Source organism: uncultured Mailhella sp. (genome assembly GCF_905187505.1).
Classification (GTDB): domain Bacteria; phylum Desulfobacterota; class Desulfovibrionia; order Desulfovibrionales; family Desulfovibrionaceae; genus Mailhella.
The window spans coordinates 29,938-52,048 of sequence record NZ_CAJJIC010000003.1; the positions used below are offsets into that span (position 1 = coordinate 29,938).

14 protein-coding genes are annotated in these 22,111 nt (G+C 59.4%); 4 read left to right on the forward strand and 10 right to left on the reverse strand.

Annotated elements, in window-relative coordinates; translation table 11 throughout:
* Nucleotides 1-446: 446 nt before the first annotated feature.
* Both QZZ60_RS00960 and QZZ60_RS00965 read right to left on the reverse strand, forming a co-directional pair.
* Nucleotides 447-1,142 (reverse strand): Crp/Fnr family transcriptional regulator, encoded by a 696-nt coding sequence (locus QZZ60_RS00960; protein ID WP_295636537.1) that lies wholly within the window; start codon nt 1,140-1,142, stop codon nt 447-449.
* A gap of 31 nt (nt 1,143-1,173) precedes the next feature.
* A complete protein-coding gene (locus tag QZZ60_RS00965) occupies nt 1,174-1,365 on the reverse strand; it encodes a hypothetical protein (RefSeq protein WP_295636540.1) in 192 nt (63 codons plus the stop codon).
* 192 nt (nt 1,366-1,557) lie between these two features.
* Between QZZ60_RS00965 and QZZ60_RS00970 the strand changes: the two genes are divergently transcribed.
* Genes QZZ60_RS00970 through QZZ60_RS00980 form a run of 3 tightly spaced genes read left to right on the forward strand, consistent with a single transcriptional unit; the run spans nt 1,558 to nt 7,449 of the window.
* Nucleotides 1,558-2,784, forward strand: a complete 1,227-nt coding sequence (locus QZZ60_RS00970) for an efflux RND transporter periplasmic adaptor subunit (RefSeq protein ID WP_295636542.1) — start codon at nt 1,558-1,560, stop codon at nt 2,782-2,784.
* The gene (locus QZZ60_RS00975) at nt 2,777-5,980 is read left to right on the forward strand and encodes an efflux RND transporter permease subunit (protein WP_295636543.1); all 3,204 of its coding nucleotides are present in this window, start codon (nt 2,777-2,779) and stop codon (nt 5,978-5,980) included. Before QZZ60_RS00970 ends, QZZ60_RS00975 begins: the two co-directional genes overlap by 8 nt.
* On the forward strand, nt 5,977-7,449 hold the full coding sequence (locus tag QZZ60_RS00980) for an efflux transporter outer membrane subunit (RefSeq protein ID WP_295636546.1): 1,473 nt from the start codon (nt 5,977-5,979) through the stop codon (nt 7,447-7,449). Before QZZ60_RS00975 ends, QZZ60_RS00980 begins: the two co-directional genes overlap by 4 nt.
* Before the next feature lie 229 nt (nt 7,450-7,678).
* On the opposite strand, the gene QZZ60_RS00985 is transcribed toward QZZ60_RS00980, so the two are convergent.
* From QZZ60_RS00985 to QZZ60_RS01010, 6 genes are all read right to left on the reverse strand, one after another.
* Nucleotides 7,679-9,742, reverse strand: a complete 2,064-nt coding sequence (locus QZZ60_RS00985) for an FAD-dependent oxidoreductase (protein ID WP_295636547.1) — start codon at nt 9,740-9,742, stop codon at nt 7,679-7,681.
* A 3-nt stretch (nt 9,743-9,745) separates the two neighbouring features.
* Nucleotides 9,746-11,062, reverse strand: a complete 1,317-nt coding sequence (locus QZZ60_RS00990) for a nitrate/nitrite transporter (RefSeq protein WP_295636549.1) — start codon at nt 11,060-11,062, stop codon at nt 9,746-9,748.
* Nucleotides 11,063-11,122: 60 nt separating this feature from the next.
* Complete coding sequence (locus tag QZZ60_RS00995; RefSeq protein ID WP_295636551.1) at nt 11,123-11,974, reverse strand: amidohydrolase family protein; 852 nt, start codon at nt 11,972-11,974, stop codon at nt 11,123-11,125.
* A 251-nt stretch (nt 11,975-12,225) separates the two neighbouring features.
* Nucleotides 12,226-13,212, reverse strand: a complete 987-nt coding sequence (locus tag QZZ60_RS01000; protein WP_295636554.1) for a TAXI family TRAP transporter solute-binding subunit — start codon at nt 13,210-13,212, stop codon at nt 12,226-12,228.
* A 41-nt stretch (nt 13,213-13,253) separates the two neighbouring features.
* Complete coding sequence (locus QZZ60_RS01005) at nt 13,254-15,155, reverse strand: TRAP transporter permease (RefSeq protein ID WP_295636557.1); 1,902 nt, start codon at nt 15,153-15,155, stop codon at nt 13,254-13,256.
* A gap of 812 nt (nt 15,156-15,967) precedes the next feature.
* Complete coding sequence (locus QZZ60_RS01010) at nt 15,968-17,884, reverse strand: NAD(P)/FAD-dependent oxidoreductase (protein ID WP_295636560.1); 1,917 nt, start codon at nt 17,882-17,884, stop codon at nt 15,968-15,970.
* Between the two features lie 202 nt (nt 17,885-18,086).
* Here QZZ60_RS01010 and QZZ60_RS01015 point away from each other — a divergent pair, with 202 nt between their 5' ends.
* The gene (locus QZZ60_RS01015) at nt 18,087-20,030 is read left to right on the forward strand and encodes a sigma 54-interacting transcriptional regulator (protein WP_295636563.1); all 1,944 of its coding nucleotides are present in this window, start codon (nt 18,087-18,089) and stop codon (nt 20,028-20,030) included.
* 227 nt (nt 20,031-20,257) lie between these two features.
* On the opposite strand, the gene QZZ60_RS01020 is transcribed toward QZZ60_RS01015, so the two are convergent.
* On the reverse strand, nt 20,258-21,247 hold the full coding sequence (locus QZZ60_RS01020; protein ID WP_295636565.1) for a TAXI family TRAP transporter solute-binding subunit: 990 nt from the start codon (nt 21,245-21,247) through the stop codon (nt 20,258-20,260).
* Nucleotide 21,248: 1 nt separating this feature from the next.
* Entirely contained in the window at nt 21,249-22,100 is an 852-nt protein-coding gene (locus QZZ60_RS01025) for an amidohydrolase family protein (RefSeq protein ID WP_294445461.1), read from the reverse strand.
* Nucleotides 22,101-22,111: the final 11 nt, after the last annotated feature.

Sequence of the window (22,111 nt, forward strand, 5' to 3'; positions counted from 1 at the left end):
TCCTTCATGCCGACGGCGGATGCGGAAGCCTTCGCCCGGACTTTCTGGCGTGCGGCAAGCTCCCGTGCTCTTTTTCTCCGGGAACCTGACGCCCGGAGAGGGCCCGGGCATCCGGCGCCTTTTTTCTTTCTCATGGGAGATACGCAAAGGGATGGGCCGGACGGCACGCGGTGTTCCGAAGACTGAACGTGCGTGAAGATGGAGGAAGCATAGAAGAAACGGCAAAAAAAAAGATGCGCCGAAAAGCATTTTTTCCCGATATTTGTCCTGAACCGGGAAAGGCTTTGCCGTTCTGCGCAAACGGCGGGTCTCCCGCCGGAGGGGGAAGGCCTGCGGCACGGGCCTTGGGGCGAGTCTCCTCTCAGGCTGCATCGTGGGCCGGGCGCAAAGCTGCGCGCCGGAAGTCCGGGAACGTGCGGACGGCCCCGGCGCCTCTTCCCGCCGGGCTAGAGCAGCAGCTCGCCGCAGGCGGCGCGGAAGAGGCGCCGCTCATCGAGGATGGAGAGCCTCGTTTTGGTGAAGCACTCTAGGATGCCGTGCTTTTTGAGGGCCAGAACGACCTTGTTGAGGGAGGACTTGTGCACGCCGAGCAGCAGGGAAAGCTCTATCTGGCTTATGCCCGGGGAAAACGAGCTTCTGCCGCAGCTGTCGCAGCAGTAATACATCCACATGGCCACCTTTTCTTCCACGGTACGGCAGCTCATGATGGAGAGCATGGCGTCGAACAGGGACAGCTTGACGCTGACGGAATAGAGCATGCTGCGCATGAGTTCGGGGTGCGCGGCGATGAAGCGCTCGTCGTGAAGGAGGTCTCCGGGAAAAATGTGGCACTCCACGTCTGTCAGACACTGAAAGTGCGGCAGGCTCTGGCAGAATCCCGAACAGACGTAGGCTTCCCGGACCAGGGTGCCGGGGCCGAAGATGAGCATGGAATGCGCGCCGCCTCCGTAGGAGGTGTGGGTCGAGCAGATGCGGCCGGAGGTCAGATAGCCGAAGCTTCTCGTCTCCCCGTCGGGAAGCAGGAATTCCCCTTTTTTCAGGACCATGCGCCGACCGGCGGAGAGGACGGCCTTCCACTCCGGGGAAAGGTTGTCCACCATGCCGGGCAGAAACCGGCGCGAGCCGGGCCGGAATATGTGCATGGCTCTCTCCTTGTGCGGCTGAAGGCGGCTTCTACGGGCGTTTGTTCTGATTTTCCTTGTCCTTCATGCGCTTTTCATAAAGCTTTGCGGAGGTGATTCCCGCAAGCAGTCCCATGGTGGAGCCGAACACGATGCCTTCCGCCGTGTTCACGAAGCCGAGGAGCACGGCGAAGATGCCGACGGAACTGCCGATAAGGAAACCGCGAAGAATAAAAGGACTCATACAAAACCTCATGGCGCGCTTTTCATCGCCGTATTAAGACAAAGGAGATTGCCATAATCTACGTTTGCCCGGTCTTTTGTCAATGCGCGGGCGGACGAAGGGGCGTTTCTTCTTTCTCCGGGCTTTTCCGGCGAAGAGAGGCGTCCGATTCGGGACGGGCCCCGGCAAACCGTTCAGCCATGGAGGGAAGCCATGAATGCGCTGCGTGCAAGTGGAGTCGCGCTGCTTTGTCTGATTCTGGTCGCCTGCAACGAGGATGACAAAAAACAGTCCGCCGGGGCGACGCTTCCGCCGCCCTTCGTGAAGGCCGTGAAGCTCGAGCGCATGGACGTGCCCCTTTACGCCACGTTCATGGGACAGACCCAGGGCAGCCGCTCCGCCGCGGTAAGACCGCAGGTGTCGGGCATTCTTCTGAAGCGCTTTTTCAAGGAAGGGGCGTATGTGAAGCAGGGGACCGTGCTCTTTGAAATAGACGAAGCTCCGTTTCAGGCGTCGCTTCGTCAGGCGGAAGGGCAGCTGGCCGATGCCGTGAGCACGCTGGACAACGCCCGCAAGGAATACGACCGCGTGCAGAAGCTCTACGCTTCCAATGCGGTGAGCCGTCAGGAGCGCGACAGCGCCTATGCCGCCTGGAAAAGCGCGCAGGGACTGCGGGAGTCGGCGCAGGCCGCCGTGAACGAGGCGCGCATAAAGCTCGGATACTGCCGGGTGGAAGCGCCCTTTTCCGGCTTTACCAGCCGGGAAGTGACGCGCACGGGCAACCTTGTGGGCACGGACAGCACGCTGACGTACATCAATCAGAGCGACCCCATGGACGTGGAATTTTCCGTGCCGAGCGTGGAGCTGTTTTCCATGCGCGACATGGAGTCGAAGGGCAGGGCCGTAAGCTACGGCGAAGGCTCGTCCGCCGCCCTTTCCCTTCTGGACGGTACGGATTACGACCGGCAGGGAAAGGTGATCTTTCTCGACACGCAGGTGGATTCCTCAACGAGCGCCGTGCGGGCCCGGGCCCGCTTTCCCAACGCGGAAGGCATACTTCTTCCGGGCGAGTTCGTGATCGTGCGGGTAGGAGGGGCGAAACTCGTCGGTGCGATCATGATTCCGCAGGAAGCGATCATGCAGACGGAAAGCGGAACGGCCGTGTACGCGCTGGATGACGCGAATCGCGCGCATCTTTCTCCCGTGACGCTCGGCCCCGCCTTCGGCAGCAGCTTCCTTCTGGAAAAGGGACTTGAGCCGGGACAGAGAATCGTGGTGCAGGGTCAGAACAAGGTGACGGCCGGACAGATGGTACGGGCGGAAGAGCTCAGGCAGAGTCTGAAGGCCGATCCGCTGGACACGCCGGAATCCTCTTCCCCCGTGACGGGAAGCGGCGTGGAGGATGCTCCCGCTCCGGTCAGGGAGGTCAGCCATGAGTGACGATTCCCTGAAAAAGAACGCAGCCGGGCCGTCGGCTCCGTCCATGCCGTCATCATCGGTGGCTCCCGTATCCCCCCGCGCCGGCTTTTTCCTGCGTCGTCCCGTGCTTTCCATGGTGCTTTCCATCTTCATCGTGCTGGCCGGGCTTCTGTCCATACGCGAGCTTCCCGTGGCGCAGTATCCGGACCTCATTCCTCCGACCATCACGGTGAGTGCGCAGTATCCGGGTGCGAGTCCGGAAATCATCGCCCAGACGGTGGCCACGCCCATCGAGGAACAGATCAACGGCGTGCCCGACATGATCTACATGAGCTCGGTCAGTTCCTCGAGCGGCTCCATGCAGATTTCCGTGACCTTTGCCGTGGGCACGGATGCCGACATCGCGCAGGTGAACGTGAACAACCGTGTGCAGGCCGCAACGCCCATGCTGCCGGAAATCGTGCGGCAGTACGGCGTGACGGTGGACACCTTTTCGCCCGCCATTCTGGAAATCGTGGCGCTGTATTCCAGGGACGGCATGCACGACGCCACCTACCTCAGCAATTACGCTCTCGTGAATCTGCTCGACGGTCTCAAGCGTGTGCCCGGCGTGGGACAGGCCGAGATCATAGGCAGTCGTGATCACGCCATGCGCATCTGGCTCGATCCGCTCCGCATGGCCGAGCTCGGCATCAGCGTGAGCGACATTTCTCAGGCCGTGAACGATCAGAATGCCCAGTATTCCCTGGGAAGCGTGGGCAGTCAGCCCGGCTCGGACAGTCTGACCATGACGTGGCAGCTTCAGGGAGAGGGGCGTCTGGTGACGGCCGAGCAGTTCGGCGACATCATACTCCGTGCGTCCCCGGAAGGCGGCGTGCTGCGTCTGCGCGACGTGGGCCGTGTGGAGCTCGGCGCGGAAAGCTACAACTTCGCCTGCGCCATCGACGGCGCCACCGCCATTCCTCTGGCCATATTTCTCGCGCCGGGCAGCAACGCGCTGGCCACGGCCGAACGCGTGGCCGCCTACATGGAAGAGCAGGAACGGTATTTCCCCGCCGGCATGGGCTACGTGGTACCCTACGACACCACCATTTTCGTGCGTCTTTCCGTGGAAGAGGTGGTGCGCACGCTGGTGGAGGCCATGCTTCTTGTGTTCGCCGTGGTGTATCTCTTTCTTCAGGACTGGCGGGCCACGCTCATTCCCTGCCTGGCCGTGCCCATCGCGCTCATAGGCACGTTCGCGGGCGTCTATCTTCTCGATTTTTCCATCAACACGCTTACGCTTTTTGCGCTGGTTCTCGCCATAGGCATGGTGGTGGACGACGCCATAGTGGTGCTGGAAAACGTGGAACGCGTGCTTCGCACCGAGGGGCTCGACGTGGCAGGAGCCACGGCCGTGGCCATGAACGAGGTGACTTCGGCCGTCGTCGCCATCGTCTTCGTTCTGTGCTCGGTGTTCATTCCCGTGGGTTTCCTCGGCGGTCTTGCGGGCGTCATGTACCGGCAGTTCGCCGTGACCATCGCCATTGCCGTAGTCATTTCCGGCATGGTGGCACTGACGCTCACGCCAGCGCTCTGTCTGAAGCTTCTCAAGGGCGAGAGAGAAACGCCGTGGGCTCCCTTCCGCTTGTTCAACCGCTTTTTTGATGCCGTAACGGAAGGTTTTTCACATCTGGTCCTGTTTTTTCTGCGTCACGGACTGATCTCCTGCGGCATTCTTGCGGGGCTGTGTCTGTGCACGGCCTGGCTTTTCACCAGAGTACCCACCACGCTGGTGCCGGAAGAGGATCAGGGCGCGCTCATGTGCACCATTTCCCTGCCGGAGGGCTCGGCTCTGCCCAAGACGCGCGAACTCGTCACGAGCGTGAGCGAGGCCGTGGGGCGTCTGCCCGCCGTGGCCCACGTGCTCAGTCTTTCCGGGTATGACCTTGTGAACAGCACGCTGGACGCCAGCGCGGGCACGCTGTTCATTCAGCTGAAGCCATGGGACGAGCGAACGACGCCGGAACTCGGCGTGGCGGCAACGCTGCGGCAGATATACGCTCTGGGTCTCGGCGAAAGCCGTGGACTCGTTCTGCCCTTCAATCCGCCGCCCATCATGGGCATGAGCAATACCGGCGGATTCGACATGGAAATTCAGACGACCTCCGGCACGCCGGAGGAGCTGGCGCAGGTGGCCGACGACTTTGCGGCAAAGGCCTCGAAGCAGGCGGAACTTTCCGGCGTGAACAGTGCCTTCAGCGTGGACGCGCCGCGTCTTTTCGTGCGCCTCGACAGGGAAAAGGCCGCCATGTCCGGCGTGGACTGCGCGGACGTCTTCAATATGCTCGGCGCGACGCTGGGTTCGACCTACATCAACGACTTCAACCTGTCCGGCCGCACGTTCAAGGTCATGATGCAGGCCGATGAACGGTTCCGCAGTCTGCCGGACAGCATGCGTTCTCTGTATGTGACCTCCTCCACCGGCGATCAGATTCCCCTGACTTCCCTCGTTACGGTGACCACCGACGGCGGGCCGTCCACGGTGTCGCATTTCAACGGACTTCTGTCGGCCAAGATCACGGGCAATCCCGCGGCCGGAGCAAGTTCCGGTCAGGCCATCGCCGCGCTGGAAAAGGTGGCGGACTCCCTGCCGCAGGGGTATTCCTTCGCCTGGTCCGGCGTGACGTATCAGGAAGTGGAGACGGGCGGCACGGATTTCGGCGTGCTCGGCCTGAGCGTGCTCATGATATTCCTCATCCTCGCCGCGCAGTATGAGCGCTGGAGTCTGCCTCTGGCCGTGCTTTCCGCCGTTCCCTTTGCCGTATTCGGCGCCATCGCGGGCAACTGGCTTACGGGCCTCAGCAACGACATCTATACGCAGGTGGCCATCATCACGCTGCTCGGACTGGCGTGCAAGAACGCCATTCTCATCATCGAGTTCGCCGTGGAGCTGCGCGATCAGGGCAGGGATCTGGAGGAAGCCGCGGTTCAGGCCGCAAAGCTCAGGTTCAGGCCCATCATCATGACGTCCATAGCCTTCATTCTCGGCTGTCTGCCGCTGGCCTTCAGCTCCGGCGCAGGCGCGGCGAGCCGTGTGTCCATTGGCGTGAGCGTGGTGTGCGGCATGATTGCGGCAACGGTGCTCGCTCCTCTGCTCGTGCCGTGCTTCTTCGTGCTGGTCATGCGTGTTTCCGAGCGCCTTTTCGGGGCGTCGCGCAGGGAGGAAAAGTCATGAAACGCGTGCTTGCGGCTTTGATGGCGGCAGTTGTTCTGTCGGGCTGTTCCTTCGCTCCCGAGTATCACCGGCCGCAGCAGTCCCTTCCCTCCTCATGGGGTGAGGAGGGCTCGAGGCCTGAACCCGGCGAGCTGTCGCGGGAGTGGTGGCGGCGCTTCAACGACGAGGCGCTGAATGAACTCGTGTCGCTCGCGCTTTCGCAGAACAGAAACCTGGAACAGAGTCTGGCAAGGGTGGATGCCGCCCGGGCGGCTCTCGGCATGGCGCGTGCGGATCTTTTCCCGCAGATTTCCGCGCAGGGCGGCGGCGAGAGAACAAGGAGCAGCCTGGATGCCTCCGCCACCTACGGCGTCATGCGGGAGCTGGGGGCTCTTGAGGAGCGTGTGGACGCCATGGACGGACAGGGCGTGCGGCGCATCTCTTCCCCCTCGCGCGTGGATTCGCTGTGGAGCGGCGCGGTTCAGGCCGCGTGGGAGCTCGACATCTGGGGCCGCTACCGTAACGCGGCTGCGGCGGCGAAGGAAAATCTGCTTTCTGCGGAAGACGCCGCGCATGCCATGGAACTGACTCTCGCGGGACAGGTCTGTTCGGCCTATTTCGATCTTCTGAACTATCGCGAGCAGCGGGACCTTACCGAACGCACGCTGAAGACGCGGGAGGCTTCTGCCGCGCTTTACGAAAAGCAGTACGCCGCAGGAGCCATCAACGAGCTGGACATACTCAACGTGCGCACGCAGGTGGATGCGCTGAAGGACAGCCTTGCTCAGGCGAAAACAAGGGTGGAGCAGGCCGAGGGCGCTCTTCTGCTCCTGACGGGTGCGTCGCCGGACGCCGTGTTTTCGGGAAGAGCGCGGGAAGGGGCGAGACTTGCCTCCTTTCCTGCCGTGCCGCAGCTTCCCGCAGGTCTTCCTTCAGAGCTTCTTACGCGAAGGCCCGACATCCGCGCGGCAGAGGCTTCGCTTCGTGCGGCGCACTTTCAGGTGGGCGAGGCGCGCGCCGCGTTCTTTCCCTCCATCAGCCTTACAGGAAGCCTCGGGACGTCGAGCACGCAGCTCGACGGACTTTTTTCCGGTGCGGCTGGTACCTGGAGCTTCGGCGGCAACGTGAATCTGCCGCTTTTAACCTTCGGTCGAACCATAAGCGGCGTGCGGCAGGCCGAGGCCGCGGTGCGCTCCGCAGCCGCAGCCTACGAGCTTTCCGTCCAGCAGGCCTTCAGCGACATACGCTCCGCGCTGGCGGCGCAGAAGGGGACGGCGGAGAGCGTGAAAAGCCTTGCCGCCGCGTCCGAGCGCATGGCAAAGGCCGCAGAGCTCGCCCGTGTCCGCTATGAGGCAGGCTATTCGCCCTATCTCGACGTGCTGGAGGCTGAACGTACTTTGTATTCTTCTCAGATGCAGCTGGCCGCAGGAAGAGCGGCACAGCTTTCCGCCGTGGCGCAGGTATGCGTGACCCTCGGCGGAGGCTGGTAGAGTTCCGGGAAACGGGCACTGTCGCGGCGTATTAAAAAGAACGACGCTCTTTCCGAAGAAAGAACGCCGTCATGGCAGGGGCTGTTTGCAGGGGAATGACAGGGAGAGCCTTTCTGCCGGGAGCAGGGGAGAAAGCCGGAGGCGTGCTGCGGAAAGGCTCCGGTTTTCTCCCCCTTTCGGGGACGAGCGGGCCAGGCAGGAGGTTCGCAGGACCGCTCTCGTGGGTGGGTTAGAGCTTGCAGCCTATGCTGCGTCCGTTTTCCATGGCGTTGACGATGAGGCTGCCCACGTCGGCGCCGTTGACGGAACCGGCCATGTGGATTTCAGGCACGATGCCTTCCAGGCTGTTCTTGAGGGAGAGATCGGGCTTCTGCGAGGTGAGCACCATGACGGTGTCGCCTTCGGCGAGATGTTCCTTGCCCTCCTTGTCCACGTAAATGACGCCCTTGGACGTGATTTCCTTGAAGGACACTTCCGTGAAGGCGGTGATGCCGCGCTTCTGGAACCAGGGACGCACTCTGTCCATGTAACGGGGAGGAATGCCCTTGCCGAGTTCCGCACCGTCTTCGAGCACGCACACTTCGCGGCCGCGCTTGTTGAGGAAGATGGCTCCCTGCACGCCTTCGATTCTGCCGCCGATGATGACCACGCGTCTGCCGATGGGCAGGAAAATCTTGGTCAGCTTGTGCAGCAGATCGGGGCCGAACACCACGAGCGGCAGCTTGACCTGCTTGCTCAGGGAGTTCACGCCGGTCACGTTCCTGCCGTTCACGCCGGGCAGTTCGGGCAGCGTGTAGAGACCGCCCGTGGCGATGACCACGGCATCGGGCGCTTCACGACGAACATAGTCGGCGTCCACGGCGGTGTTCAGACGAATGTCCACGGGCAGCTTGGCGAGCTGTCCCGTAAGATAGGGCACGATGGAGCGGATGTCTTCCACGTCGGAGCCCTTGATCATGGACGCGAGCGGCAGCTTGCCGCCGAGAGCCCGGCTCTTTTCGCACAGAATGACCTTGTGTCCGCGCAGAGCGGCCACGCGGGCGGTCTCCATGCCGGCGGGACCGCCGCCGATGACGAGCACCTTTTTCTTTTTCTCGGCGGGCGTGATGCGCAGTTCGCGTTCGCGGCCCATGGAGGGGTTGACGCGGCAGCGACGGGGACGGCCGGCAGGCGGATCTTCGCAGGTACCGCAGCGCGTGCAGCGCACGATGTCGTCAATACGGCCTTCCATGACCTTGCGGGGAAATTCGGGATCGGCCCAGAGATAGCGGCCGAAGGCCACAAGGTCGGCCTTGCCCTGCGCAAGCACGGCTTCGCCCTTGTTCTCGTCCATGCGGCCCACGGCGATGACGGGAATGGAAACGGCCTTTTTGATGGCTTCCGCCGGAGGAACCAGCAGTCCGAGTCCGCGGTAGTCGTCCATGTAGGGCTTCATGTGTTCTTCCGGCTCGGGATAGGGCCAGTAGTCGGGCAGATAGCGGAACGGCAGCGGACCGTAGCCGTAGCCGGACACGCTGATGTAGTTGACGCCGGCTTTTTCAAAAATTTTCGCCGCTTCCACGGCTTCTTCCACGGTAAGCTCACCCTTTGCGCCCCATTCGTGCCCGTTCATGCGCAGGCCGATGGGATAATCCGCGCCGAGGCGGCGGCGCAGCTCGGTGATGATTTCCACGATGAGACGGGTGCGGTTTTCCATGCTCTGGGGGCCGTATTCATCGTCGCGATGGTTCCATACGCGGCTCAGAAAGCTTTCCAGATAGTAGCCGTGGGCGCAGTGGACTTCTATGCCGTCGAAACCGCAGGCGGCCACGCGTTCGGCAGCCGCGAAATAAAGCTGCTTGTCTTCTTCTATTTCCTCACGGGTGAGGCCGTGCACAGCCTTGCCCGGGCTGGGAATGTCCTTGACGTCCATGGAGGAGGAGCCCACGGGCAGGCCGCCGCCGTGACCTGCGGCCGCAGAGGGGCCGCCGTGATGCAGCTGGCACATGACAGGGCAGTCGTGGGAATGGACGCGGTCCACAAGATTCTTCATGCCGGGAATGAACTTGTCGTCGCTGAGCGCACCGTACGGCCCGTAGGGATGGTCGGGTCTCCAGGTGACGGCCGAAACGATGAGCAGACCTACGCCGCCTGCGGCGATGGTTTCATAAAAGTCCGTCACGCGCTGCCCCGCCGAGCCGTCCTTTTCAAAGAACCAGCTCGACTGAGGGGCCTTGACCATGCGGTTGCGGAGCTTCAGCCTGCTGTTGATGGTTATGGGTGCAGTAAGATGCGGGAATGAGGCGTTACCCATGTTTCACTCCTTGGCGGTGGCGTATGCGTGTTTCGTCTGTTCTTCCGACCGCAGGCAGAAGATGACGGCTATGAGGGCACAGATGAACATGGCCATGAAAAGCATGAACATGACGGAGTACTGCGAAAGCTGGTAGGAACTCTGGCCGGGGGCCTGCCACTCCATGATCCAGCCGCTCACGAGCTGGAGCAGGGCGGTTCCTATGTAGCAGTAGATGTTGATCATGCCTGTGGCGGTGCCCACGATCTCGCTGGGAAATTCGTCCTGAATCTTGGCCAGGGCTATGCCTCCGAAACCGCCGCAGAATATGCCGAACAGAAGCGCCCAGGCAGGAAGGACGAGTTCGGGCAGAACGGGCGTGGAAAGCACGAGCGGTATGCCGAGAACGATGGAAATGACGCACGAGACGATGAGCAGAAATTTTTTGGAAAAGGATTCGCGCTGGGCGATGAATCCGGCAAGCGAGGGGCCGAGAACGGCGCCGAGCGCCATGAAGAAGAGCACGCCGCCCGCGGCATCCTTGCTCAGACCGTAGCCCTGGATGAAGTAGGGACCGGCCCAGAGGCTCGTGATGGCGAAGAACGAACCGTAAATGCAGAAGAACCAGACGGAGATGGCCCAGTAGGCGGGCTTGCGCACAATGTAGGACATGACCTTGCCGATGGGCTGGCTCTTGTGCTCTGCAGGGGCAACAGGCAGTCTGCCGGGAATGTCTATGTCGTTGCCGAATTTTTCTTCAGGGGTGTTGCGCGTCCATATCCATACGGCAACGCTCATGCATACCGTGACGGCGGCGGCAAGCAGCATGCTTCCGCGCCAGCCGGCAAACTGGGCGAGCTTCATGAGGGGCCACGTGGCAAGCAGCATGCCGCCGGAGCCCAGAGAAAGAATGAGACCGGTGATGAGCACGTGCTGATGATGGGGGAACCAGCGGAGAAAGACGCGGAGCGAAGGCACGAAGACCATGCCCATGCCCATGCCGATGATCACTCGGCCCACCGTGGCCGCGGTGACGGAAGAGGAAAGGGCGAAAAGCAGCGTGCCGGAGGCTCCGAGAAGCATGAAGAGCGTGATGGTGTTGCGCGAACCCCAGCGGTCGGAAAGAATGCCGGCGGGTATCTGCATGAAGCCGTAGGGGTAGAAATAGGCCGAGCTCATGACGGACATGAGTCCGCCGCCGACGGCGAAGTCGGTCATGATGTCGACGGCAAGAGTGCTCGTGGAGGTTCGGAAGAAGCTGACAAGCGCGTAGCACGCAGTAAGCAGAAAAAAGAGAAACCATGCGTACTTTTGAATGTCAGGCTTCTGTGCTGGGGACATAGGGGCTCCTGGTCCGGATGCAAGGGGGAAGGGCCGTCCCTTCCGGGACGGCCCGGGGAATTACTCTGCGATGTCGAGCTTGAGGGCGCGGGCGGCGTTCTTGTAGAGAAGGCCGGGCAGAACCTCGGGCTTGAAGGGCAGGGCGCAGAACTGTTCCACGCCGTCCTTGAAGCCGATGAAGGGATACGCAGTGCCGAAGACCATGCGGTCACGCATGAAGGTGTTTGCAGCCATGACGTAGTCGCTCACACCGGGCACGTTGAACATATACATGTCGGGGCACAGATACAGGTTGGGACGCTTGAAGGCCACAAAGAGAATCTGCTGCACCCAGGGGTAGCCGCCGTGCGTGTTGATGACGGTCAGATTCGGGAAGTCGCCGCACACGCGGTCGATGATGACGGGGTTGCTGTGGCTGAGGTCGGGGCCGTTGCCGCCGCCGCCCATGAGCAGAACCGGAATGCCCTTGGAAGCGCAGTGCTCGTAGACGGGGTAGATGCGGCGGTCATCGGCATACATGGGGTTGGAAAGAACGCCGGGTTCCATGCCTACGGCGCAGAGCGGACCGTTTTCCACCACGCGTTCGATTTCAGCAATGGCGGCGGTAGGATTGGTGGGATCAATGCCGGCCACGCCGATGAACTTGTCGGGCCATTCCTTCACGATTTCCACAATGTCGTCGTTGGGCACATTGCCCATGAAGGCATTGGCCTGACGGCCGGGCACGACACCCATGGTGACGCCGGCTTCTTCCATTTCCTTGAGCATGAGGGCCATGTCGCCGGTCTTGGCGGAAGGCGGAGGCGTCATGCCGAGGTTGCCGCTCCAGCGGGCGATGCGCTCCTGATTGCGGAAAATGTGCATGTTGAGAAAGCCGCGCGTGGCGGGACGAAGACGAAAGTCGATGATCATGGCGGATAATCTCCTTGAAAAGACTGAAGGTTCAGAACCGGAATGAACCGTGTCCATGACGAAGCAATAAAAAGCAAAAATCGTGCCAGTATGGATATTTTATTATAATTATTTGATATTATTTATATTTATAATATGTGTCACGTGTATTTTTCTGTCTATAATATGGACATGTTTACTGGACATGTCCATAGTGTCCAGCAATATGGCAAAAGGAAGGGCCGGAAGCGGAATCCGGCCCGGAATGGCATTTATTTCAGCCAGCCCTTTTCCTTGTAGTATTTTACGGCGCCGGGATGCAGATCGTGGGTCACGCCTTCCCAGGCGGTTTCGGCCTTGAAGTTGCCCCATGTGGGGTTGGCGGCGATGACTTCGGCAGCGCCTTCACACATGGCCTTGGTGAGGCGGTAGGCCACATCTTCGGATATGTCGGAGCGCACCAGCAGTTCCTGAGAAGTGGTCACACCGGGAACATCGGACCCCATCTTTCCGTTGTATTCTGAGGCCTTGAACACGGTGGGCGTGAGCATGTATTTTTCCTTGACGCTGGCAGCCACGGAGTCTTTCACAGGCAGCCAGGTCAGGGGCGTGTTGTTGATGAGATCCGTGAAGAACCAGGCTTCGCCGGGACCGACCCAGAACATCATGTCAACCTGTCCGTCCTTTGCCATGTCGGCCACGTCGCCGAAGTTGTTGGAAATGAGCTTGCCGCCCCAGGAGGTGATGTCCTTGTAGGTTATGCCGTATTCTTCGAGAATCCAGCGGCCCATGACTTCACTGGCGGAGCCGCGGGGACCGGTGGCGAGACGGATGGCCTTCTTTTCCGCCTTGAGCTGATCAAGGGAAGTGATGCCGGTGTCGGTGCGCACCACGATATTCATGCGGGAGATGTTGCGCAGGTTGGCCAGTGCGCTCAGATTGCCAACGGGCTTTTTGAAGGGAGCAGAGCCGTCTCTTGCGCATACGGCAAGACAGGTAGTTTCCACGGCCACGTCGACTTCTCCTCTCTGGAGACGGATGGGGTTGGACACGTCGCTGCCGGGCAGCATGGTGACGGCGGCTCCTTCGTTGGTGGAGGAGTACACCTTGCCGAGGGCGCCCATGCCTATGTAGCCGGTACCGGCCACAGGACCGGCAGTGGCATTGATGGACAGACCCGCGGCGTGAGCGGAGGGCGCGAGCATGGGAGCGGCGCAGAGCATGAGACCGGCCAGGATGGAACCAAGAGCTTTCTTCATAACGGGACTCCGAGGTAAAAAGGTTGTTTTTTTTTGCTGTGTTACGCTGTTTTGGTCGAGGGAGTGCCGGAGGAGCGGCGACGTATGGCCTGCATAAGCAGAACGACGACTATCATGGCCAGACCAAGCATATCCGTGTAGGAGCCGGGATAAATCATCATGAGACCGCCTATGAAAAGCAGCGGGCGTTCCCATATTTTGGCCGTGGTGATCAGGTAGCCCTGAAGACCGGCGGCCAGGCCGATGACGCCGACAATGGAGCTGACGCAGGCCATGATGACTTCCGAGGTGGAGCCGATGAGCAGCAGCGCGGGCTGATACACGAACATGAAGGGGATGATGAACGCCACAAGGCCGAGCTTGCAGGACACGAATCCCGTCTTCATGGGATTGGCTTCTGCAATTGCTGCTCCGGCAAAGGCCGTGACGCATACGGGAGGCGTGATGACGGACAGAATGGCGAAGTAGAAGACGAACAGGTGGGCGCTGATCATGGGCACGCCTGCTTTCATGAGCGCAGGTGCTCCGAGCGTGGCCACGATGACGTAGGCGGGAGCCGTGGGCACGCCCATGCCGAGAATGATGCAGGTGACGGCCAGGAACAGCATGAGGAGGAAGAGATTGTTGCCGGCAAGATCCGTGATGACGCTGATGAACTTGTAGCCTACTCCGGTGAGGGTGATGACGCCCACAATGATGCCGGCGGCTGCGCAGCAGGAGGAAATCATCATAGCGTTTTTGGAGGAAAGCGCCAGTGCGTCCAGAACTCCCTTGAAGGTGAGACGGGTTTCCTTGCTGAACTGGGAGATCACGAAAATGGAAGCCGTGGCGAAGAAGGCGGAGGAGATGACGCTTCTTCCCATCCAAAGCGCTGCAATGAGAATGACGATGGGCAGCAGGTAGTAGAGCTTTCTGATGACGGTCTTGGCATCAGGCACGAGCTCGGCAGGCAGATAGCCGAGATTGTTGCGCACGGCTTCAAGATGGATCATGGAGAGCAGGGCCCAGTAGTAGAGCACGGCGGGCAGCAGGGCGGCGGTGGCTATGGGCAGGTAGCCGAGTCCGGTGAGGTCGGCCATGATGAATGCCGCGGCTCCCATGACCGGGGGCATGATCTGACCGCCAGTGGAAGCCACGGCCTCAACGGCACCGGCAAAAGCCGGAGTGTATCCGACTTTCTTCATGAGCGGGATGGTGAATATGCCCGTGCTGTAGACGTTGGCGGGAGAAGAGCCGGAAATGGTACCGAAGAGGGCGGAGGCAAAAATGGCCACCTTGGCAGGACCGCCCTGGGATTTTTTGGTCAGCAGACAGGCCAGATCCATGAACACGCTGCTCATGTTGCTGCGTTCAAGGAAGGCGCCGAACATGATGAAGGCAAAGATCATGGTGGCTCCCGTGGCGAGGCAGGTGCCGAAAATGCCGTCCGAGAGCAGGAACTGCATTTCTATGAGTCGATCGTAGGCAATGCCGTTATGACCGATGGAAGCGGGCAGATAAGAGCCGAAAAGGCCATAGAGCAGAAATGCCAGCGCAACGCAGAACAGGGGAAAGCCCGTGGTCCTGCGCGTTATTTCAAGAACGAGCAGAATGCAGGCAGTGCCGAGTACCAGGTCGACGTTGGTCACTTCATCAACATAGACGATTCGGTTGAGCAGATTGTCAAGCTCGACATAGAAGTAAAGGCCGATGGCTACGGCTACGGCGCAAAGAAGGAGATCGATGATGATGAAAATGACAGGTTCTTCCTTTCCTTTGTATCTTTTGAGAGGGGGAACCAGAAGAAACACCAGCACCATGACGGCAGAAAGGTGAATGCCCCGCAGAAGAGGCGGCTCGAGGATGAAGAATCCTCCGGTAAAGAGTATCTGAAAAATAGCCAGCGCCACGCCTACGGCATAGGCCACAGGCTTGAGACATGCCCTGTTGACAGAGAGTTTCACATCTGACTCCTTCCATGAGAAAAATGATAAAAAGTGGGATGTCCCCACACTTTGTTTGTTCTTTTTTATGCAAATAATATGCCAGGATCATTTTTTGATGCATTATGTGTCGGAAGGATTGAAATGTGGTTTGTGCGCGAAGCAACAAGATGAAAGCAGGAAAAGGTGATATGTTTAAATTTTGGACATGATTTTTTATACATGTCCAAAATGTAGACAACACAGTGTCTGTTCCGCATTTTTTCAACGTCTTTCCAACTTCACGGAACAGTGTGTTTTTTCCTCATCTTAAATATGGAAGAACGTGCGGTTTTCAGAGCTTTCGAATCAGTTTGTAGGCGTCATCCATTATGATGAATGGCACCATTATAACAATAATTATATAGTTGTATTAAATATTTCATATCATATTGTCAGGTAATTACATGACAGATTTTTATGCAAAAATATATATTCATAGCGATTTTTCACGTATATTTTTATTGTATAAAACTATATTTGTAAAAGTTTAATGATTCCATATTAATGTTATATATTACGAATATGTATAATGAATATTATATAATATCATATTTAATCTAAGCATTGTTTTTATGATGAAATATTTATGGTATTTAATGTGTATTATATGAATTAATATTAATGCTGTAATTGATAGGTGTTTTTTATAGGGTAAATGAGACTGATAAAAAAAGAAGAGGTCCATATTGTGCATATATACACAATATGGACCTCTCAGGAAATTATGCCCGGCGCGGGCAGTTTTCAGTCTCACAAGACGTCAGCTTTTCGCCTTTGTGAAAGGTGATTTTTTAGAAGCTGAGCGCGGCCTTGAATCCGGCCTCGATGGCAGTCATGATCTTGCCTGCCTTGGTGCAGTCGCCCACGGTGACGAAGGGAATACCGGCGTCGCTGAGCTCATGGGCGAGCGTGCGGTTGGAACGATATCCCACGGCAACCACTACGGAGGAGAACGGACCTATCCAGCGTTCCAGACCTTCGGGGTCCTTGACGCGCACGGCACGTTCGGGCGTGATTTCCAGCACCTGGGTGCTGGTGAGAATGGTAGTCCTGCGTTCCTTGAGGCGCAGAAGCAGGTAGCGGCGGGTTCTGCTTTCCATGTCCTTGGCGATGTCGGGCTGCATTTCCAGAAGCGTGACGTGTTTGCCCTGCTCGGAAAGCAGATCCGAGGTTTCGGCGCCGATGAGACCGCCGCCGAGCACGAGGGGATTGTCTCCGGTATTGGCGCCGTGAAGGGCGTCGGAAGCGGTCATGGCTCCGGGCACGCGGCAGAAACCGGGGAAGACGGGCTGGCTGCCGGTGGCAAGAACGACGACTTCGGGCTGTTCGCTCTTCACGAGCTCGACGCCGGCTTCCTCATTGAGGCGAACGTGCACGCCGGCCAGAGCGAGAGCCTTTTCATAGTAGTTCATGATGCGCGTCAGATCCTGCTTGTAGGGCGGAAGAGCGGCGGTTTCCAGCAGTCCGCCAAGTGCGGGGCCCTTTTCCAGAAGCGTGACCTTGTGCCCGCGCGTGGCGGCCACAAGCGCCGCTTCCATGCCGGCGGGGCCTGCGCCTATGACCATGACCTTTTTGGGCTTGGCCGCGGGCGAGAGATTGTAGGCCTTTTCCATGCCCGAAAGAGGGTTGAGGGCGCAGCCTACGCCCGTTCCGCGGGCGGAACCGCCCACGCATCCTTCGTTGCAGGAAATGCAGCGGATGATGGGCTTGTGGCTGTTCTGCAGTTTGTCCGGCAGGAAGGGATCAGCGATGAGAGCACGGCCCATGGCCACCAGGTCGGCCTTCCCTTCTTCCAGAATACGTTCGGCCACATCTTCGTCGGTGACGCGTCCCGCAACAATGACGGGAACGGCGGCGTTGACGCTTTCACGGATGCTGCGGGCGAGGTCGGCGTTCCAGCCTCTGGGCACGCAGGAAGGCGGGGAAACCATGAAGTTGGTCTCGCGCAGCCCCACGGAGACGTGAAGACCGTTGATGCCTTCCGCGACCAGAGCGCGGGAAAGCGCCTGGGAATCCTCCAGCGTGATGCCGCCGGCAAGCCCTTCCACGGCGCTCATGCGATAGGTGATGGGGAAATCGTCGCCCACGCGGCGACGCACTTCGCGGTATACTTCCAGAGCGAAGCGCATGCGGTTTTCCAGACTGCCGCCCCACGCATCCTGACGATGGTTGGTATAGGGAGAGAAGAACTGGCTGATGAGATAGCCGTGAGCGCCGTGCAGTTCAATGGCGTCCAGTCCGGCTTCGCGGGCGCGGACCGCGGCGTCGCCCCAAGCGGAAATGAGCATGGCGATTTCTTCTTCGGAAATCTCGCGCGTGTCCGTGTAGGAGGTGACCCCGGGAATGGAAGAGACCACGAGCACGGCCTGTCCCGTGGCGGCGGAATTGGCGGCCCGGCCGCCGTGCTGCAGCTGAATGGACACCCTCGCGCCGTGCTTCTTCATGCGCGAGACCATGTTTTTAAGGCCGGGTATCATGCGGTCGTCGGAGAGACCGAGACCGCGGGAAAAGGAATTGCCGGAAGGATGGACATAGGTCGCCTCCAGCGTCACGAGACCGGCCCCGCCCATGGCACGCGCCTCATAGTAGTTGATCATGCGCTCGGTCACCGTGCCGTCTGCGGCGGCGAACTTGGTGGACATGGGAGGAAAGACTATGCGGTTCCTCAGCGTAAGGGAACCGAGCTGAACGGGAGAAAAAAGTTTCATGGTTGGCTCCATCAGAAAGAAAGAATGCGAATTCTGTGCCAGAAGCAGGTCTGCAATAATCATGCCATGGACAATTATAGTTCTTTCCCTTTGATTGCAAAGGGTTGTCGTTTTGCTTGTGACCAAAATATGGACATGTAGCTGTGGACATGTCCAAGGGATGAGTGTATTCTGTCCCGACAATTCTCAAAAAGGAGCCCGCATGAACAGCCAGCGCAACAGGGAAAGCATTTATCGGGAGTGGGAACGCTTCCAGAACGGTCAGCCGGTGGACGAATCCATCATCACCCCGAGCATACTGCGTTCGTGGCAGCGCTGCCGCCTGCTTCATGTGGATCCCGATGAGGGCAGCCGGCGCAGACTCGCTCCCGAAGAGCTGGAAAAGACGCTGCGCAAGAACGCCCTGCTCATACGCATCGCCCGCGGGATCATGGAACGCCTTTACAATCCCATAAGCTCTTCGGGGAGCATCATTTCCATTTCCGATGCCAACGGCGTCATTCTTTCCTGCCTGCGGGACGAGAAGAAAAGCTATCCCATACCCAACATCGAGCCGGGCAGCATAGCGCTGGAAAGTTCTTCCGGCAGCAACGCCATAAACATATGCCTTGTGGAAAAAAGACCCGTGGAGACCTGGGCGGCCGAGCACTACTGCCGGATGCTGCACAACTGGTTCTGCGCGGCGGCGCCCATATGGAACACCAAGCACGAGCTTGTGGGCGTGCTCAATGTCACGCTGCCGTGGGACATGTTCCATACCCATACGCAGGGCATGATCGACAGCGCCGCCTATGCCATTTCCGAGCAGCTCCGTCTTCACTTCCTTCTGGAAGAACAGCGCGTCATCTTTGAGATGATGGATGAGGGCCTGGTGGTCCTCGACGCCGACGGCATCATCCGCTTCATCAACAAGAAGGCGCAGCAGATGCTGGCGATTTCCAGTCTTAACGGCGTGAAGCAGATCAGCGACGTCATTCTTTCCAAGGACATATTGCGCGCCATTTTGTCGGAAAAGGCCAGCTTCATGGATCAGGAAGCCCTGCTGCAGCTTCGAACCGGAACGCTGAGCTGCATGCTTTCGGTGTCCTGCACCGAGGAGGGCGGGAGCCGCGTGGTCACGCTGCGGGAAGTGAAAAGAATCAAGGAGTCGGCGGCGCGCGTCACGGGAGCCAAGGCCGTGTTTACCTTCAACCACATCGTGGGGGCGTCTCCCGCGCTTCAGAACGTCATTCAGATGGCGAGGAAGGCGGCCAAGAGCGATGCCACCACCCTCATTCTCGGCGAAAGCGGCACGGGCAAGGAGCTTTTTGCCCAGTCCATGCACAATGCCAGCAGCCGGGCTACGGGAGCCTTCATTACCGTGAACTGCGGCGCTCTTCCCCGCGAGCTGGTGCAGAGCGAGCTGTTCGGCTACGACGAGGGAGCGTTCACCGGAGCGAGCCGTCTGGGCAAGCCCGGCAAGTTCGAGCTGGCCGACAACGGCACCATTTTTCTTGACGAGATAGGGGAAATGCCCATGGATGCCCAGGTTTCTCTGCTGCGGCTCCTGCAGAACGGAGAAGTCACGCGCGTGGGCAGCAAGTATACCCGTCAGGTCAACGTGCGCGTCATAGCCGCCACCAACCGCAATCTTCAGGAATCAATAAGGGAGAAGTCCTTCCGCGAAGATCTTTATTACCGTCTCAACGTAGTCTCGCTGAACATTCCTCCGCTCAGGGAGCGGCGGTCGGACATACGTCTGCTGACGCAGCACTTTCTTGCGCATTTCATGATGACGCAGAACAATCCCGAGCTGCGCATGACCGAGGACGTGTTGAGAATACTGGAGGGATACTCCTGGCTGGGCAACGTGCGCGAACTGGAAAACACCGTGGAGCGCATGGTGTTCATGGCTCCCGATTCCGGTCTCATCGACGTGGATTCCGTGCCGTTCAACATCATCAACGGATCTTCGACCGGACGCGTGGCGGAAAAATCCGCATCTTCCCCGGGATTTCTGGAAATGCAGGAGCGCGAGAGCATACTCAGGGTGCTGCAGGACTGCGGCGGAAACATACGGGCGACGGCTCAGAAGCTCGGTATTTCCCGAAGCGGTCTGTATGTGAAAATGAAGAAGTTCGGCATTTCGCCTGACGAGTGCCGCTGAGGGCGGGAACAGAAACGTGTCTGCCCGTGACGCCGTGATGTGAGCGCCTGCCCCGGCGGCTGGTCACATCGGGGGAAGAAGATGCCGTGCGGTTTGCCCGGCATTTTTTTTACTGAAGCAGCTGCGGTGCGGGAGGACCGGACGGACGTCGCCGTCCGGCTGGCAAGAGAAAAAAAGGGCAGCCCCCGAAGGGACCGCCCTTTGTCATGATGTCTGTTCAGACAGGCTTACTTGATGTAGCCCATTTCCTTGTAGTACTTGGCAGCGCCGGGATGCAGCGGAACGGCAAGGCCGGTGCCGGCTTCCTTGGCGGTGAAGCTCTTCCAGAAGGGGCTGGCGATGACGATGTCGTCGCGGCTTTCGCAAATGGCCTTCACGAGCTTGTAGACGGTGTCTTCGGGCACGTTCTTGTTGACCATGAGTTCGGTGCTGGCGGACACGGTGACGATGTCGTGGCCGAACTTGCCGTCATAGTAGGAAGCGGGGATGACGCCGCGGTCAAGGCCGTACTTCTTGTGCACGGCTTCGATGACCTTTTCGCTCACGGGCAGGATGTCGAGGTCGACGCTGTTCATCATGTCGCGCACGATGAAGGCTTCGCCGGGTCCGATCCACAGAGCGATGTCGAGCTGGCCGTCCTTCATCATGGCAGCGGCGTCGTTGGTGGAAGGCGTGTAGATCTTGCCGCCCCATTCGGTGATGTTCTTCTGAGAGATGCCGTATTCTTCAAGAATCCAGCGGCCGAACAGATAGGAGTTGCCGGCGGTGTGGCTCATGGAAATGCGGATGGGCATCTTCTTTTCGGCGATCTGCTCGAGAGAGGTGATGCCGGAGGCCTTGTTCACGATGAAGTGCATGAGGGTGGAGTCATGCAGGTTGAGCATGCCCATGACGTTTTCGGCAGGCTTCTTGTAGGGTTCGATGCCCTGCGCGGCAGCCACGATCACGGAGTGGGCGGCAATGCCGAAGTCGCTCGCGCCGCGGTCGACGTGCAGCACGTTGGCCAGACCGCCGCCGGGGAAGATGGCGACGTCAATGTCGGGATAGTGGGTGGAAATGGCCTTGCCCATGGCGCCGACGCCCACGTACCAGGCGCCGCCGGCGGGAGAGGCCGCAGCCTTGAGTTCGGTGAAGGTCTTGGAAATGGCGGGAGTGGCGCACACGGCCACTACGGCCGCGGCCGCGGTCAGGGTCTTCATGATGTTGGTGAAGTTCATGTTATGCCTCCTCGGGAAGGTTGAGCTTCAGGACTTTCGCGGCATTCTTCCAGAGCAGCTTGGGCAGCACTTCGGGCTTGAACAGCCCCTTGAAGTGCTTCACGCAGTCCACGATGGGCATGAGCGGATAGGCCGAGCCGTACAGGAAGCGATCCTGCATGAAGTTGTTGGCCGCCATGATGTAATCCATGCAGCCGGAGCAGTTGAACAGGTACATGTCGGGGCACAGATAAATGTTCTTCTGGAAGAAGCACACGCCGAGAATCTGCTGCACCCAGGGCCAGCCGCCGTGGGAAATGATGAAGTTGGTCTTCGGGAAGTCGGCGGCGATGCGGTTGATGATCTTGGGGTTGCTGTAGGTGATGTCGGGGCCGGCGCGGCCGCCGAGCATGAGGATGATCGGAATCTGATGTTCTTCGCACAGTTCATAGATGGGATAGATGCGGGGATCGTCGGCGTACATGGGCTTGTCCAGCGCGCCGGGTTCCATGCACACGCCCTTGAGCGGTCCGTTGAGAACGGTGCGGTGGATTTCTTCCAGAGATTCCGTCTTCTTGGAGGCGTTCAGACCGGCGATGCCCACGAAGCGGCCGGGGAAGTCGTCGAGCAGCTTGATGATGTCGTCATTGGAAATGGTGCCCTTGAAGTGACCGTTGCGGCCGGGAATGACGCCCATGGTGACGCCGGCTTCGTCCATTTCCTGAAGCATGAGCTCGGGGGACTTCTTGGTCACGGAGGGGGCCTGCTTCATGGAGAAGCTGGCGGTCAGCTTGGCAGTGCGTTCCACGTTGTCGTACACGCCGATGTTGAGGAAGCCCCGCGCCGGGGGACGCATACGGAAGTCAATGATCATGAGAAAGACTC